Origin of the sequence: Prevotella sp. AM34-19LB (assembly GCF_003468525.1) — a bacterium.
Classification (GTDB): Bacteria; Bacteroidota; Bacteroidia; order Bacteroidales; family Bacteroidaceae; genus Prevotella.
This window is the reverse complement of record NZ_QSIG01000006.1, coordinates 51,922-67,959: the sequence shown is the minus strand read 5'-3', so window position 1 is coordinate 67,959 and position 16,038 is coordinate 51,922. Positions and strand designations below refer to the sequence as shown.

The 16,038-nt window shown below is 47.0% G+C and carries 14 protein-coding genes; 6 read left to right on the top strand and 8 right to left on the bottom strand.

Annotated elements, in window-relative coordinates:
- The first annotated feature begins 46 nt into the window (after window positions 1-46).
- Both DW830_RS03215 and DW830_RS03210 read left to right on the top strand, forming a co-directional pair.
- The gene (locus tag DW830_RS03215; protein WP_119248845.1) at window positions 47-1,279 is read left to right on the top strand and encodes an LL-diaminopimelate aminotransferase; all 1,233 of its coding nucleotides are present in this window, start codon (window positions 47-49) and stop codon (window positions 1,277-1,279) included.
- A 56-nt stretch (window positions 1,280-1,335) separates the two neighbouring features.
- Window positions 1,336-3,525, top strand: a complete 2,190-nt coding sequence (locus DW830_RS03210) for a glutamine synthetase III (RefSeq protein ID WP_119248844.1) — start codon at window positions 1,336-1,338, stop codon at window positions 3,523-3,525.
- Window positions 3,526-3,777: 252 nt separating this feature from the next.
- On the opposite strand, the gene DW830_RS03205 is transcribed toward DW830_RS03210, so the two are convergent.
- The gene (locus DW830_RS03205; RefSeq protein ID WP_119248843.1) at window positions 3,778-4,578 is read right to left on the bottom strand and encodes a KilA-N domain-containing protein; all 801 of its coding nucleotides are present in this window, start codon (window positions 4,576-4,578) and stop codon (window positions 3,778-3,780) included.
- 190 nt (window positions 4,579-4,768) lie between these two features.
- On the opposite strand from DW830_RS03205, the gene DW830_RS03200 reads away from it, so the two are divergent.
- Window positions 4,769-5,041, top strand: a complete 273-nt coding sequence (locus DW830_RS03200; RefSeq protein WP_119248842.1) for an AzlC family ABC transporter permease — start codon at window positions 4,769-4,771, stop codon at window positions 5,039-5,041.
- On the opposite strand, the gene DW830_RS03195 is transcribed toward DW830_RS03200, so the two are convergent.
- From DW830_RS03195 to DW830_RS03175, 5 genes are all read right to left on the bottom strand, one after another.
- A complete protein-coding gene (locus DW830_RS03195) occupies window positions 5,010-5,756 on the bottom strand; it encodes a ZIP family metal transporter (protein ID WP_119248841.1) in 747 nt (248 codons plus the stop codon). The genes DW830_RS03200 and DW830_RS03195 overlap by 32 nt on opposite strands.
- A 194-nt stretch (window positions 5,757-5,950) precedes the next feature.
- Complete coding sequence (gene eno, locus DW830_RS03190) at window positions 5,951-7,258, bottom strand: phosphopyruvate hydratase (protein WP_119248840.1); 1,308 nt, start codon at window positions 7,256-7,258, stop codon at window positions 5,951-5,953.
- Between the two features lie 170 nt (window positions 7,259-7,428).
- Window positions 7,429-7,971, bottom strand: coding sequence for a thioredoxin (trxA, locus tag DW830_RS03185; RefSeq protein WP_233544354.1), 543 nt, complete (start codon window positions 7,969-7,971; stop codon window positions 7,429-7,431).
- A 17-nt stretch (window positions 7,972-7,988) separates the two neighbouring features.
- A complete protein-coding gene (locus DW830_RS03180) occupies window positions 7,989-9,398 on the bottom strand; it encodes a hypothetical protein (protein WP_119248839.1) in 1,410 nt (469 codons plus the stop codon).
- Window positions 9,399-9,431: 33 nt separating this feature from the next.
- Window positions 9,432-10,130 (bottom strand): SIMPL domain-containing protein, encoded by a 699-nt coding sequence (locus DW830_RS03175; RefSeq protein WP_119248838.1) that lies wholly within the window; start codon window positions 10,128-10,130, stop codon window positions 9,432-9,434.
- Between the two features lie 213 nt (window positions 10,131-10,343).
- Between DW830_RS03175 and ald the strand changes: the two genes are divergently transcribed.
- The 3 genes from ald (at window position 10,344) to rbr (ending at window position 13,952) form a co-directional block, all read left to right on the top strand.
- A complete protein-coding gene (gene ald, locus DW830_RS03170; protein ID WP_119248837.1) occupies window positions 10,344-11,450 on the top strand; it encodes an alanine dehydrogenase in 1,107 nt (368 codons plus the stop codon).
- A 237-nt stretch (window positions 11,451-11,687) separates the two neighbouring features.
- Window positions 11,688-13,316, top strand: coding sequence for a Na+/H+ antiporter NhaC family protein (locus DW830_RS03165; RefSeq protein WP_119248836.1), 1,629 nt, complete (start codon window positions 11,688-11,690; stop codon window positions 13,314-13,316).
- Between the two features lie 93 nt (window positions 13,317-13,409).
- Window positions 13,410-13,952 carry a rubrerythrin gene (gene rbr / locus DW830_RS03160; RefSeq protein ID WP_119248835.1) on the top strand — a complete coding sequence of 181 codons (543 nt, stop codon included), beginning with the start codon at window positions 13,410-13,412 and terminating at the stop codon, window positions 13,950-13,952.
- A gap of 126 nt (window positions 13,953-14,078) precedes the next feature.
- On the opposite strand, the gene DW830_RS03155 is transcribed toward rbr, so the two are convergent.
- Window positions 14,079-14,867 (bottom strand): DNA/RNA non-specific endonuclease, encoded by a 789-nt coding sequence (locus DW830_RS03155; protein ID WP_119248834.1) that lies wholly within the window; start codon window positions 14,865-14,867, stop codon window positions 14,079-14,081.
- Window positions 14,868-14,968: 101 nt separating this feature from the next.
- Entirely contained in the window at window positions 14,969-16,009 is a 1,041-nt protein-coding gene (gene mutY, locus DW830_RS03150; protein WP_119248833.1) for an A/G-specific adenine glycosylase, read from the bottom strand.
- Window positions 16,010-16,038: the final 29 nt, after the last annotated feature.

The window sequence follows — 16,038 nt, the reverse complement described above, 5'->3', positions numbered from 1 at the left end:
AATAACAAAGGTTGATAAAAAGACCGCAATAAAGGAGAACAAAAATATGGCATTAGTTAATGAACATTTCCTGAAGTTGGCTAGCAATTACCTGTTTGCCGACATCGCAAAGAAGGTAAACGCTTACAAGATTGCCCACCCGAAACAACGAGTTATCAGCTTGGGCATCGGTGATGTAACCCAGCCCCTCTGCCCTGCCGTCATCGAGGCGATGCACAAGGCAGTGGATGAGATGGCAGTTCAGGCTTCCTTCCGAGGCTACGGTCCGGAACGAGGCTACGACTTCCTCCGTGAGGCTATCATCAAGAACGACTTCCTGCCTCGTGGCATTCATCTGGATGCCAACGAGGTTTTCGTAAACGACGGAGCCAAGAGCGACACAGGAAATATCCAGGAGATTTTGAGATGGGATAACAACATCGGTGTCACCGACCCGATTTATCCTGTATATATCGACTCTAACGTGATGATTGGCAGAGCGGGAGTCTTTGAGAACGGCAAGTGGAGCAATGTAACCTACATGCCTTGCGATGAGAGCGACAACTTCATCCCTCAGATTCCAGACCACCGCGTGGATATGATTTATCTCTGTTATCCAAACAACCCTACGGGTACGGTCATCTCGAAGGAGGAACTCAGAAAATGGGTAAACTACGCGATCAAGAACGAAAGCATCATCCTATACGATGCAGCCTACGAGGCATACATCACCGACCCGGATATTCCTCATTCTATCTACGAGATTCGTGGAGCGAGAAAGGTGGCCATCGAATTCCACAGTTATTCAAAGACAGCCGGTTTCACCGGTGTGCGTTGTGGTTACACCATCGTTCCTAAAGAGTTGAAGGCAAAGACATTGACTGGTGAGGAAGTGGCACTGAATCCAATCTGGGATCGCCGCCAGTGCACCAAGTTCAATGGCACCAGCTATATCAGCCAGCGTGCTGCCGAAGCCATCTACACCCCAGAGGGTAAGGAGCAGGTGAAGGCTACCATCAATTACTATATGGAGAACGCCCACTTTATGAGAGCGGAACTTCGGAAACTCGGACTGAGAGTATATGGTGGCGAGAATGCTCCATATCTCTGGGTGAAGACTCCTAACGATACACCAAGCTGGAAGTTCTTCGAGGAAATGCTCTATGGCGCAAGCGTAGTCTGCACCCCAGGTGTCGGCTTCGGTCCATCGGGCGAAGGCTACATCCGCCTCACCGCCTTCGGTGAGCATGAGGACTGCAAGGAGGCTATGGAAAGAATCGCCAAATGGCTGGGAAAATAAACGTTCCAACAGATTATAAAAACATTGAAAATCAGAAATTTTAAATTATATAAGGTATGAGCAACTTAAGATTTGAAGCTGTTTCAGAGGCTTCCAAGAGAAAGCCTGTTGAGGTAACCGCTCCTAGCGAGCGACCAAGTGAATTCTTCGGAAAGAAGGTATTCAACCGACAGAAGATGTACAAGTATCTCCCTGCAGATGTCTATGAGAAACTGGTGGATGTCATCGACAACGGAGCTCGTCTCGACCGTAACATCGCCAACGCCGTAGCCAAAGGAATCAAGCAGTGGGCTGACGAGAATGGCGTAACCCACTACACCCACTGGTTCCAGCCACTGACAGAAGGTACTGCCGAGAAGCACGATGCCTTCATCGAGCATGATGGCAAGGGTGGTATGATCGAGGAATTTTCAGGTAAGTTGCTCGTTCAGCAGGAGCCTGATGCTTCTTCATTCCCATCTGGCGGTATCCGCTCCACCTTCGAGGCCCGCGGTTACTCTGCATGGGATCCAACATCTCCTGTATTTATCATCGACGATACACTCTGTATCCCTACTGTCTTCATCTCTTACACAGGTGAGGCACTCGACTATAAAGCTCCATTGCTCCGTTCATTGCACGCTGTAAACGTAGCAGCAACAGAAGTTTGCCACTACTTCAACCCAGATGTCAAGAAAGTTATTTCCAATCTCGGTTGGGAGCAGGAGTACTTCCTGGTAGATGAAAGTTTGTATGCAGCACGTCCTGACCTGATGTTGACAGGCCGCACCCTGATGGGTCATGATTCTGCCAAGAACCAGCAGATGGACGACCACTACTTCGGAGCCATCCCAGAGCGTGTTCAGGCATTCATGAAGGATTTGGAAATCCAGGCTCTTGAGCTCGGTATTCCTTGCAAGACCCGCCACAACGAGGTGGCACCAAACCAGTTTGAATTGGCACCTATCTTTGAGGAGACCAACCTTGCCGTTGACCACAACATGCTCCTGATGAGCTTGATGAAGAAGGTGGCTCGCCATCACGGTTTCCGTGTACTTCTCCATGAGAAGCCATTCGCCGGCATCAACGGTTCCGGCAAGCACAACAACTGGAGTCTCGCTACTGATACCGGCATCCTGCTCCATGGTCCTGGCAAGACACCAGAGGATAACCTCCGCTTCGTAGTCTTCATCACAGAGACTTTGATGGGTGTATATAAGCACAATGGTTTGCTCAAGGCTTCTATCATGAGCGCTACCAATGCACATCGTCTGGGCGCCAACGAGGCACCTCCAGCAATCATCTCTTCATTCCTCGGCAAGCAGTTGACCGACCTTCTCGAGCACATTGAGAAAGCCGACAAGAAGGACCTCTTCACCGTGGCTGGCAAGCAGGGCATGAAGCTGGATATCCCAGAGATTCCAGAGTTGATGATTGATAACACCGACCGTAACCGTACTTCTCCATTCGCCTTCACTGGTAACCGTTTCGAGTTCCGTGCCGTAGGTTCTGAGGCTAACTGTGCATCAGCGATGATTGTATTGAATACAGCCGTAGCCGAGGCTTTGACCGACTTCAAGAAGCGTGTGGATGAGTTGATAGCCAAGGGTGAGGATCAGACTTCAGCCATCATCGATATCGTTCGTCAGGATTTGAAGACCTGCAAGCCTATCCGTTTCGACGGCAATGGTTACTCAGATGAGTGGGTAGAGGAAGCTGCTAAGCGTGGTCTGGACTGCGAGAAGAGCTGTCCAAAGATCTTCGAGCGTTATCTCGACCCTGCCTCTATCAAGATGTTCGAGGATATGGGGGTCATGAAGAAGAACGAGTTGGAAGCCCGTAACGAGGTGAAATGGGAGACCTACACCAAGAAGATTCAGATTGAGGCTCGTGTGATGGGCGACTTGAGCATGAACCACATCATCCCTGTGGCTACTCACTATCAGAGTCAGTTGGCCAAGAATGTGGAGAACATGATTGACATCTTCGGTGATGAGGAAGGCAAGAAGTTGACTGCCCGCAACATCAATATCATCAAGAAGATTGCCGAGCGCACTCAGATCATCGAGACCGGTGTTGAGGAGTTGGTAAATGCCCGCAAGGTTGCCAACAAGATTGAGAATGAGCACGATAAGGCTATTGCTTATCATGACACCGTAGCTCCAAAGATGGAGGTGATCCGTTATCAGATAGACAAGTTGGAGTTGACTGTAGCCGATGAGCTCTGGACATTGCCTAAGTATCGTGAGCTCTTGTTCATCCGTTAAGGTCATTATCTTCAAATCGAAATAAAAAAAGCTCTAAAAAAGGGCTACTCTTCATCAGATATAACAATTGAACGATCAATCTATTTCTTTTATTGGTTGTTTAAGTTTGCGCGGAGTGTGGTTGTGAAATCACGCTCCGCTTTTTTATTATCCCTATATTTCAAGTAGTTATTATTGTTTTAGAAGCTTTAAAAATGCATTTTAACAATTACATTTACAAGAGCTCTGTAGCTAAGTCGACATCCAAAAGCATCATTTCAAATATTTTCTATCATCCTCCAATACACGCATTTGCTGGATTGCTATTTGATTAAGCTTAACCAAACGTTCACCTTGTGGCATCCCTTGATCAATAAATACCGCATTGAGATTCTCCATATTGGAAAGACAAATCAACTCGTTGACAGTTGCGTAATCACGTATATTACCCTTCTTTTCGGGGTTCAAATCTCGCCACTGCTTCGCAGTCATACCAAACATTGCCACATTCAGAACATCAGCCTCATTTGCATAAATCAGAGAAGCTTGCGCAGGCGTAATTTCAGCAGGAATCAAGTTATGCTTTATCGCATCAGTATGAATGCGATAGTTGATTTTAGAAAGTTCACGCTTAGCAGACCAACCCAATTGAGCTTGTTCCTCTGCTTTTAAGCGTTGGAACTCCTTGACCATATAAAGTTCAAACTCGACAGATATCCAACTTGCAAACTTAAATGCTATATCTTTATGAGCATACGTACCTCCATAACGCCCTGACTTTGCAATCAAACCAATTGCATTGGTGGTATCTATCCATTTTTTAGGAGAAAGAGTAAAAGCATTAAGACCTGCCTCTTTTTTAAACCCCTCGAATTCGAGGGGTTTAAAAGAAGGATTATATAAACCTTCCCAAATTCCCAAGTATTCAATTGTATTGCGATTACGCATCCAATTTGCTATGACAGCATTAGGATCGTCACTCTTGTATCGTGCTATATCTGTCAAAGAAATAAAATCTTCATTGTTTACAGATATAACAGTAACACCTGTGTCATGTACTATAATTTTTGCCATAATTATCTAATTTAAAATTGTTTCTGCTTGCAAAATTAACAAAAAAACTCAAACTTACAACTCTTTTGCAACAAATTTACAACAGAAACCAGCAAAAAAAACAAGCAGAAACCAATAAAACAAGCATAAACCAAACATACCACAACTATGCTATTTTTCATTTCACGCATTCCATACCTCCCTGCCAATCATGGCTGGATATGGATTTCTGGGACTGACTTATGGCATTTATATGCATGAGTTGGGCTTCAACTTTCTGTACCCAATGGTGCTTGCCCTCACAGTATATGCCGGTAGTGTGGAGTTTCTGTTGGGCAATATGCTGCTGGGCAGCTTCCATCCCCTGCAAGCCTTCCTGATGGCGCTGGTGGTGAATGCACGACATCAGAATCTGACTACACACATTTCTCCATCAACATATCAGAACCTGATTATACACATTTTTCCATCAACACAAAGGTGATGAAGCCCAGGAGAAGGGCGTAGGTGGCTTGCTTCTGAAAGCCATGGGCATGAGTTTCAGGAATCATCTCATCGCTCGTTACATAAAGCATGGCACCACCGGCAAAGCCCAGCATCACGGGGAGAAAGGTAGAAGAGGCTGAACCCAAACCGAAACCTAACAGGATGCCTGCCACTTCGAGCAGGGCGATGAAGATGGAAATGAAGAAGGTGCGGATCGCAGAAACGCCTGCCATCATCAAGGGAGCAATGATCACCATTCCCTCAGGGATATTCTGCAGTGCGATGCCTAAAGAAACGCCCCACTCCGTTGCGCCTTCTGATGAACAGACACTCACTCCTGCCGCCATGCCTTCGGGCAGTTTGTGCAGGGCTATCGCCATCACGAAAAGCATCACATGGCTGAGTCGGGCATTGTTGCGATGCTCCTCGGGGTCTAGTCCCGTGATATGATGAAGATGGGGAGTTACCAGATCTAGCACATTCAGAAACAAGGCTCCTGCCATTACTCCGATTACTACCAGCCACCAAAGTCCGGTCTGTTCGAAGGCTGGCACTATCAGTCCCAGCGTGGAAGCCGCCAGCATGATTCCGGCACAATATCCCAATACGGCATCGTTCCATTTATGAGGCAACTCCTTGACAAAGAATCCCAGAATGGCACCGATAATGGTGGCACAGCAAAGTCCGGCAGCACTTATCAATACGTTTGTCATTGTTGTTTTGCTTTTTATCTTAATCCGTAAAATATATAATCCATAAAATATATCGAAGTTATCCTATCAAATATGTAAGATGAAGATACATCATAGAAGATAAAAAAGCATGGACAACCCTCACGGTCATCCATGCCCATCTATTTCGTATCTGACCTATTCTATATTATGTGTATAGTCATGGTGAAATTGGTTTATTTCAACTTCGTATAACCGTAAGCTGCGCTATTGCCCAACTGCTCTTCAATGCGGATAAGCTGGTTGTACTTGGCCATACGGTCGGTACGACTCATAGAGCCCGTCTTTATCTGACCGGAGTTCGTTGCTACGGCTATATCAGCAATCGTAGTATCCTCGGTTTCACCAGAACGATGGGAAGTTACGGTGGTGTAACCATGGCGATGAGCCATCTCGATAGCATCTAGTGTCTCGGTGAGAGAACCAATCTGGTTTACCTTGATGAGGATAGAGTTAGCAGCACCCATCTTGATACCCTTCTCCAGGAACTTCACGTTGGTAACAAAGAGGTCGTCACCTACCAACTGGCAGCGGTCGCCGATGGCAGCGGTCAACTTCACCCAGTTGTCCCAATCGTTCTCATCAAGACCATCCTCAATAGAATCGATAGGATATTTGGTAATCAGCTCCTCCAGGAACTTGATCTGCTCAGCAGCTGTCAGTTTCTTGCCATTAGGATCTTTCTTCTTGCCATCCTTCAACTGGCGGTAATCATAGAACCACTCACCATCCTCCTGAACGGCAAACTCGCTGGCAGCACAGTCCATGGCAATCTTCACGTCTTTACCTGGCTCATAACCGGCATCCTTGATAGCCTGGCAGATACTGTCGAGCGCATCCTCGATACCATCGAGTGCAGGAGCGAAACCGCCCTCATCACCTACGGCAGTAGAAAGTCCACGGCTCTTCAGAAGCTTAGCCAAGGCATGGAACACCTCTGCACCCATACGGATAGCCTCCTTCTCGGAAGGAGCACCCACAGGACGAATCATGAACTCCTGGAAAGCGATAGGCGCATCAGAGTGAGCACCACCATTGATGATGTTCATCATAGGAACAGGAAGGGTGTAAGTATTGCAACCGCCAATGTAGCGATACAATGGGATGTGGAGATACTCTGCAGCAGCATGAGCCACAGCCAGAGAAACACCGAGGATGGCATTGGCACCCAGATTAGACTTGGTCTTGGTACCGTCGAGTTCCAACATCTTATAATCGATGGCACGCTGCTCCAAGGCAGAAAAGCCAACCAAAGCCGGAGCAATCACCTGATTCACATTCTCCACGGCCTTCAAGACGCCCTTGCCGCCATAGCGGTTCTTGTCGCCATCACGAAGTTCCAAAGCCTCGTTCTCGCCAGTGGATGCACCAGAAGGAACCGATGCACGACCTACGACACCTGACTTCAATGAAACTTCAACCTCTACTGTAGGATTGCCACGAGAATCCAAGATTTCTCTTGCATGAACATTTTCAATAATCATAATACTATAATTCCTTTAATTACATTAAACATTTCTTATTTTCTGAGTGCAAATTTAGGTATTATCTGGCAAACCACCAAATTTCGGGCATCATCAGAAATAGGTATTCGCACCAAAATACCTACTTATAGGTAAGAAGAAAAGGCATGGAATATTCCTTTAAGGCCTCTTTACTTTTTCATCATTTTCCCGATAATCTTCTCAAAATCTTCCTTCTGCATGGCTCCCATCTGTATGGTGGGATTGTCCTTCAGCGGGATGAAGAGGAAGGTAGGGATACTGCGGATGCCGAAGACGGAAGCCAGTTCGGGTTCCTGGTCGATATCCACCTTATAGAAATCTATCTTGCCGGCATATTTCCCGGCAAGAGATTCTACCACGGGAGCCATCATCTTGCAAGGACCACACCAGGTGGTGTAGAAATCGATGACGGCAGGACGGGAGCCTGCAAACACCCACTCATCGGGATGAGACTCGTAATCCATAATCTTCTTCCTGAAATCGGAAGCCGTAAGCACCTGCACCTTTCCAGCAGAAGCAGACTGATTACTACTGCCAGCTACTGACTGATCTGCCTTCTCTGCCCCAGCCTTACTCTCTGATTCAACACGAGAAGGTAGCCCCTTTGAGCTGCCTTCCTGTTTCTTGTTATTTTGAGAACATCCCATAACGGCTAGAGCCATCATGGCATATAAACAAACGTTTTTCTTCATCTAATCTTTCCTTAAAATTAATAAGCCAAATCGATTGAAACAGGATATACTCGACATGGATCGAAGTATTCCGCACAACTGTTTACCATTGCCTGCAAATCTGCCTTGGCAATGCCATGGAATACCTGCTTGCCGTTTACCGTGATGGTTACAGGCTCATTGAGGTTGACCAACTGGTCATTGAGATAAACTCTCAGCTTGCCACCTGTGGCAGGAGAATAGCTGCGGTTGAACTTCAGGTCAATACCCCACTGCTTATCCTTCAAGATAGTGGTGTAATCCACATTGCTCACCTTGATGGAAACCACGTTCTTGTCGATATCCATCTCGTAGTAGGTTCTCTGCTCTGATGGGCGAGCCAGCACCTGCAGGTTGTAGAAACCCGAACGGTGTCTGCCATCCATCTCGAAATCCTCCCAGAGCACGGTCTTAGGATATGGATTGCGCACAAACTGCTTGAGCCAAGGAGTAGTCAGACCATAGGTGATATGATGCTGCATACCCGGCAAGAGCTGGATGCGATGACGGAAGATAGGAGTCTTATCTACAGACAATGGGCGAACCAACTGCGCAGAATCGAAAGCCACCTGGGTGTACCAGGTCAGGTCGTTGCGATAGAAACCGGTATCGTCAGCACCGGTGAGGAAAGAGAAACCGATATTGGCACAGTTTTCCACAGGCGCATTCTTCAAAGGTTCACCACCAGCCATCGGACCCGCTGCAGCCCAATAGTCGGCATAGAAGGAAGCAAGACGCTGACTGCCATAACCACCTTCGCTGATACCGAATACATAGAGACGATTGGCATCCACCTCATTCTTTACCAGGTTCTGGCGAATCAGCTTCTCGAAAGCATACTGCTTGGAGAGATGCCACCAGCGATAATATTCACCCTCGTTAGGAATCTGAGGAATGAAATAGATGGAAGGAGAATCCTGGAAGCTCAGACCGAGCTTGATACCATTCGACCACTCATGGTCCTTAGGTCCCGATCCGTGAACATACAGGAAGAGAGGGAACTTACCATCGGCAGCCACTCCCTTCTTACCATAATAATAAGGCATCACCGCATTTGGCTCCAGACACTGAGGCAGATTCCAGGAGCTGTTTTTTGCCAATGTCAGATCTTCAGGTTCTATGAGCTTTTCTTCCTGCAGGTTCTTGTTGGCATCGCACCAGGCTGTCCATACCATCTTCTGGTAGTTGGCAATATCCTTGCCGTCGATAGCAGCCTGGAGCTTGGTGTCAAGAGGTGTGTTTTTAGAGAATTCCGCCTTACCGTCTTTCTCCAATGCTTTCTGCTGTGCTTTGAGCGACTGCATGAAGTAGGCATTCACCTTTTTCTGCAATCCCTGTGACTGCGCCATAGTCTGGGTTGAGTAGCTTAGTGAGGCAAGCGCCATCACCATGTAAATCATTTTTTTCATTTCGTACTATATATATATTTAATTACTAGTCTTTCAAAGATAGGTAACCGTAGTCACTACCCTCACCTTTTTAATATAAGGTGTATTGGAATCTCTATCCTCTATCGAGAATTGCCCTTGGTCAGCGTTCATGATCTTATCAATCTTGCTCTTGCTGTTTTCGGCAAACTGAGCAGCTGTCTTCTCGGCATTCTCAATTGCCTCCTGCATCATCTTCGGCTTCATCTCGCGGAAAGCCACATACTCGTACTTCACCGGATTCTCGTAGCCACCATCCACGATGGCCACACCTTTCTGAAGCAGGTCACCCTGTCGGGCGATGATGCCACGAACCACCTTCACATTCCGGGAAGTCACGGTGATGATCGACGTGATGTTGTAACGGTAAGGCTGACGGTTTTCGCCATATCGCTCAGCATTGAGGTCGATGACCACAGGGGCATTGACATTGATTTCATTTGCCTTCACTCCATTTGCCAGCAGGAACTGGCGGATGGTGCTGGTGGTAGCGTTGATCTTCTTATAGAGCTGCGGCAAGTCGTTGCCAATCTCCTTGGAAACGATAGGCCATGTCACCTTATCAGCCTCAACTTCCTTTTCTGCCAATCCTTTCACCACCACTTTGCGGTCTTTGGCAATCACACTTTCAAGTCCAGACTTGACACAAAATCCAAGCACGATAATGCCTATGGCTAAGATCACTGCTTGCTTGATACCTGTATTGACATTCATAATAAGTCCTCCATTTATTAAGTTTAAAATGCTTACGAGGGCAAAGATAAGCAAAAAGATGATAGCAGCCATCTTTTTTAATCTTTTTTATGTTCTAATCTTAACCAGGCAAGAAAGATATGTTAAATCTTCTATACAAACGATACAACCTATTGATTTTTTCACTATCTTTATCCCGTTAAAATGATTTATAACCTTTAAAAACATAACATCATGAAAATAGGTATTCCAAAAGAAATCAAGAATAATGAGAATCGTGTGGGAATGACTCCTGCTGGTGTAGCTGAATTCATTCGACATGGACACGAAGTGATGGTGCAGCATACCGCCGGCGAGAACAGTGGTTTTGCTGATGAAGAGTATGTGAAGGTAGGAGCCAGAATCCTGCCCGACATCCAGAGTGTGTATCGCGAGGCTGAGATGATTATCAAGGTGAAGGAACCTATCGCCGAGGAATATCCACTCATCCATCAGGACCAGCTTGTTTTTACTTACTTCCATTTTGCCTGCGACAGAGAGCTCACCGATGCCATGATCAAGAGCGGCGCTGTCTGCCTGGCTTACGAAACGGTAGAAACCGACAACCATCATCTGCCACTGCTCATTCCGATGAGTGAGGTAGCAGGAAGAATGGCGATTATCAATGGTGCCTACTATCTGCAGAAGACCAAGGGCGGTAAGGGTAAGCTGATTAGCGGTGTGCCGGGCGTGAACCGGGCGAAGGTTCTCGTTCTGGGCGGTGGAACCGTGGGAGAAGCTGCAGCAAGAATGGCAACAGGATTGGGCGCTGATGTGTGGATTACCGATATCAGCCTGCCTCGTCTTCGCCAGTTGGAGATGGAATTGCCTATCAATGCGCACACCCTCTATTCCAACGAGCACAATATCCGAAAGGAATTGCCAGATGTAGATATCGTAGTAGGCAGTGTACTCGTTCCGGGCGACAAGGCTCCACACCTGATTACCAGGGACATGCTGAAGCTGATGGAACCAGGCACCGTGCTGGTGGATGTGGCTATCGACCAGGGAGGATGCTTCGAGACCTCTCATCCAACCACCCACTCCAATCCGATATTTATGGTAGATGGCATTGTGCATTATGCCGTAGCCAACATTCCAGGAGCCGTGCCTCATACCTCTACCATCGCCCTGACCAATGCCACCCTGAAGTATGCCCTCGCTCTTGCCGACAAGGGATGGCGAAAGGCATGCAAGGAAGACAAGGCTTTGTATCGGGGATTGAACATCGTGAATGGCAAGGTAGTTTTCAAGGCGGTTGCCGATGTCTTCGGATTGGAATACGAAGAAATGGTATTATAGGAGATCGCATTATAAATTCATAAAACATAGCTTTCAAGCCCATGGAATCCGATGGGCTTGAAAGTTATGATGTTTTCTGTGGGTCTTTCCAATGATAAAATATGCTAAAAGAGCTTACTTCATCAACAAAAGGATATTTTTTCTTTAGGTAACTCTTGGATATATAACAAAAAAGCCTTATCTTTGCATAAGATAAGCTGCTTCTCAGCAAAATATTTCTAACCCAAAAACAATAAAATGGAGTACAACATGATTGGGACCGCATGGTCGTTACTACCTCCTATCGTCGCCATCGCTCTAGCGCTGAAGACGAAAGAGGTCTATTCTTCTCTTTTTATCGGTATCATTCTGGGTGCCGTTCAATATTGCATTTCGATGGGAACAGGTTTCGACGGATTCCTCGTTCATCTGACCAACCACACCGTAGGTGAAGGCGATGACGCCAAGGCATACGGTTTGATACATTGCCTTTCCGACCCTTGGAACGTGGGCATTCTGGTTTTTCTGGTGGTGTTGGGAAGCATCGTTTCACTGATGAACAAGGCGGGTGGTTCTGCGGCTTTCGGCCGATGGGCTTCCAAGCACGTGAAGTCGAAGATTGGTGTGCAGGTAGCCACCATACTGCTCGGCATTCTGATATTCATCGATGATTACTTCAACTGCCTTACCGTGGGTTCGGTGATGCGCCCTATCGCAGTGCGCAACGGCGTAACCAAGGAGAAACTTGCCTATCTCATCGACTCCACCGCAGCACCAGTCTGCATCATCTCCCCAATCTCCAGTTGGGCAGCAGCAGTATCGGGCTTCGTATCGGGAGGCGAAAACGGACTGGCACTTTTCTGCAAGGCGATACCTTATAATTTCTACGCCTTCTTCACCATTCTCTTTATGCTGGGCATCGTGATCTTGGGCTTCGACTTCAAGGCGATGAGCAAGTATGATGCAAGACTGAAGGAATGGTATGAGCGCACCAACGGAGGAAAGCTCGACGAGGTGAGCGATACCAAGCTGCAGATCGTGGAGCATGGTGTGGGAGCGAAGCAGGAAGAATCATCCAAGAGCAAAGGCTCTGTGAGCGACCTTGTGATTCCAATCATCATGTTGATTATCTTCTGTATGGCAGGCATGGTTTATTCGGGAGGCTTCTTCGATGCCAGCAATGCCAACTATATGAACTTCGTAGATTCCTTTGCAGGAAGCAATGCCTCTATAGGTCTGGTGATTGGTTCATTGGCAGCCTTGATTCTGACCATTCTGATGTTTACGGTTCGCAAGACCTTACCGTTCGATGAAGGGATGAGTAGTCTGATCAAGGGATTCGAGGCAATGGTACCAGCCATTCTGATTCTTACCCTGGCATGGACTCTGAAGAGTATGACCGACTCGCTGGGAGCAGCAGAATATGTATCTACTGTGGTGGCAAGCAGTGCTTCAGAACTTCAGATGCTTTTGCCAGCCATCATCTTCCTGGTTGCAGCCTTCCTGGCTTTTGCCACAGGTACATCCTGGGGAACCTTCGGTATCCTGATACCTATCTGTATCGCAGTATTCCCAGGAGCCGACCCATTGCGCATCATTTCCATCTCTGCCTGCATGGCTGGTGCTGTCTGTGGCGACCATATTTCACCTATCAGCGATACCACCATTATGGCAAGTGCCGGAGCCGAGTGCAAGCATGTACACCATGTTTCATCTCAGTTGCCATACGCGCTTACAGTAGCTGCTGTAAGCTTCCTGACATTCATCGTGGCAGGTTTCACCCATACGCTGGGAATGGTAACAAGTGCCATCATTTCGTGGATATTCGGTGTGGCGATGCTTGGTTTTGCTTTATTTTATCTAAACAATAGGTCGAAAGTAAAATAAACCTTAATTTTCTTGCATAATTAGGAACTTTTCAATATCTTTGCAAAAGAAAAATAATAAAGAACATATTAATAACATAACACAGAATACATTATGAAGGAATTAAAAGGAACAAAAACAGAGAAGAACCTTCAGGAGGCTTTCGCTGGTGAATCACAGGCTCGTAACAAATATACATATTTTGCAAGTAAGGCTAAGAAGGACGGTTATGTTCAGATAGCTAACATCTTTGAAGAGACTGCTGCCAACGAGAAGGAGCACGCTAAGTTGTGGTTCAAGTACCTGGAGGGCGGTGCTATCCAGGATACAGAGAAGAACCTGGAGGCTGCTGCCAATGGCGAGCACGACGAGTGGACCGAAATGTATCCACGCATGGCAAAGGAAGCTCGCGAGGAAGGCTTCGAGGAGATTGCAATCAAGTTTGAGATGGTGGCTGAAATCGAGAAGCACCACGAGGAGCGTTATCGCAAACTCTTGAAGAACGTGCAGGACAAGCTCGTCTTCTCTCGTGATGGCGACTGTATCTGGCAGTGCTCTAACTGCGGTCATATCGTAGTAGGCAAGCAGGCTCCAGAGGTTTGCCCAGTCTGCAACCACCCACAGAGCTACTTCCAGATTGAGGCTCAGAACTACTAAGATTCTATTATAGGAAATTGAACGATAGGATAGGATTATAACATAGAACCTATCATATAGAAGAGTTCCTATAGAACCAGATAAAAATCCCCTGATGCAATGAGACATGCATCAGGGGATTTTCTTTTACCACTGGTTGATATCAGCTTTTGCCTCTATCTTTTTCTCGATGTTATCAGGAAGTTTGGAGAAGAAGTCGTAGCCGGTGATACGCTCCACCTCATCTACTGAGTTAACGAAATCCTTCTTCTGCAGTCCGGTAGCTCCCTGGTTGCGACAGATGAAACCGATGGCTTGCTGATTCTTGCCGGTGCGGAGGATAACCTTGAAGAAAGCATCAGGCACCACCACCTTGTTCTTACCCAGTTTGCGATGCTGCTTATTCAGGAATATCGGACCGCAAACGATATAAACCTTGCCATATTTCTTAGCCCAGGTACGGCATTGTTGTTCGATACTATTCCAGATTCCTGCATTCAGGGCATGAGTCTGAGGACACATATTGGTCATCAGGAAGCATTCGTCCATAGCCTTCTGATTCCACTTGTTATCGCCAGCCGGACAGAGATGTCCTCTATCATAACCGCTGTTGTAGTAATCTGCCTTTGTTCCCTTAGGAGATGGCATATCCATATCATCCTCAAAGTCGCCACGCTTCAACTTTCCTAAAGCATGAGCACGGGTCAATGACCATGCCACCCAGTTAGGCTGACGGGTATCATGATTATATGAAACGGTATAGGCAAAACGCTTTCTGATGGTTTGCGATACCTTTTTCTTTGAAACCGGGATTTCCATTCCCGGTGTATCCCCCTGTGCAGCTGGCACCATAGAGGATGAAAAGCCCAAAATAGAGAGCAGTGCGATGGCTCCTGCCAGCACCCAGCCTCTCATTTTCTTATTGAATTGAATCATCTTTATTCTATATGAAGAGATTATTATATATTCAAGTTTCACTAGTGAGGGAATTGAGTGATAGCTTGCTTAACTTCACTTAACTTCCCTATATGCGTATCCTATTCTGCAGGATTGATCTTTTCCAGCATGATTTCTATCAGCCTCGGAACCCCATAGTCTTCTATCTCACTTTCCCTGATCCAGATGTAATCATCCGGAAGCGGAGGACGACTTTCTGTTTCCAGCAGATAGAAGTCGGCAAGAAGGACGCGATGAGTCAGAACGTGCTTGACATCTTTAGCCAGCAAAATCGGATTCTTGACGAAAGAAGGCAGTTCCTTGATATCCGAAACATTATAAGGCTCCCATAATCCCTGCCAGATATCTCCTTCTCCACGGCGATGGATGGCAACCATCGGTTCTGAATTCCCAGCACCATCCGCTGCCGAAGATTTACACCTTATATATATATAGGAGAGATGGCGGGTCTTCACCTTCACGGTCTTGTTCTTGACAGGCAGTTCCTCTACCCTGCCGCAACGCAGAGCCTCGCAGGTTTCGGCAAGCGGACAGAGCAGACACTTCGGAGACTGGGGAGTGCATTGAATCGCACCGAAATCCATCATTCCCTGATTATAGGATGCCGCATCGGAAGCAGGCAAGAGCGATTGTGCCAAAGCAGCAAACTCCTTTTTACCCTGGGTTGAGTTGATGGGAGTATCGATGCCGAAATATCGGGAAAGCACCCGATAGACATTGCCATCAACCACAGCTGCCGGAATACCGAAAGCAAAGGAACCGATGGCAGCAGCGGTATAATCACCTACTCCCTTCAGGGATTTGATACCTTCGAGGGTATTGGGAAAGTCACCGAGAGCCACAATCTGCTTGGCGGCAGTATGGAGATTGCGGGCACGGGAGTAATACCCCAAGCCCTGCCAGAGTTTCAAGACATCATCCTCGCTGGCAGCAGCCAGGTCTTCTACCTTGGGATAGGTCTGCATGAACCGTTCCCAATATTCCCAACCTTGGGCTATGCGGGTTTGCTGAAGGATGATTTCGCTCAGCCAGATGGCATAAGAATCCCTGGTTTCGCGCCAAGGCAGGTCTCTGCCGTTCTCACGAAACCAACGGATAATGACAGCAGAAAAGCTATTCATAAAGTTCAATGTTCAAATCTCAAAGTTCA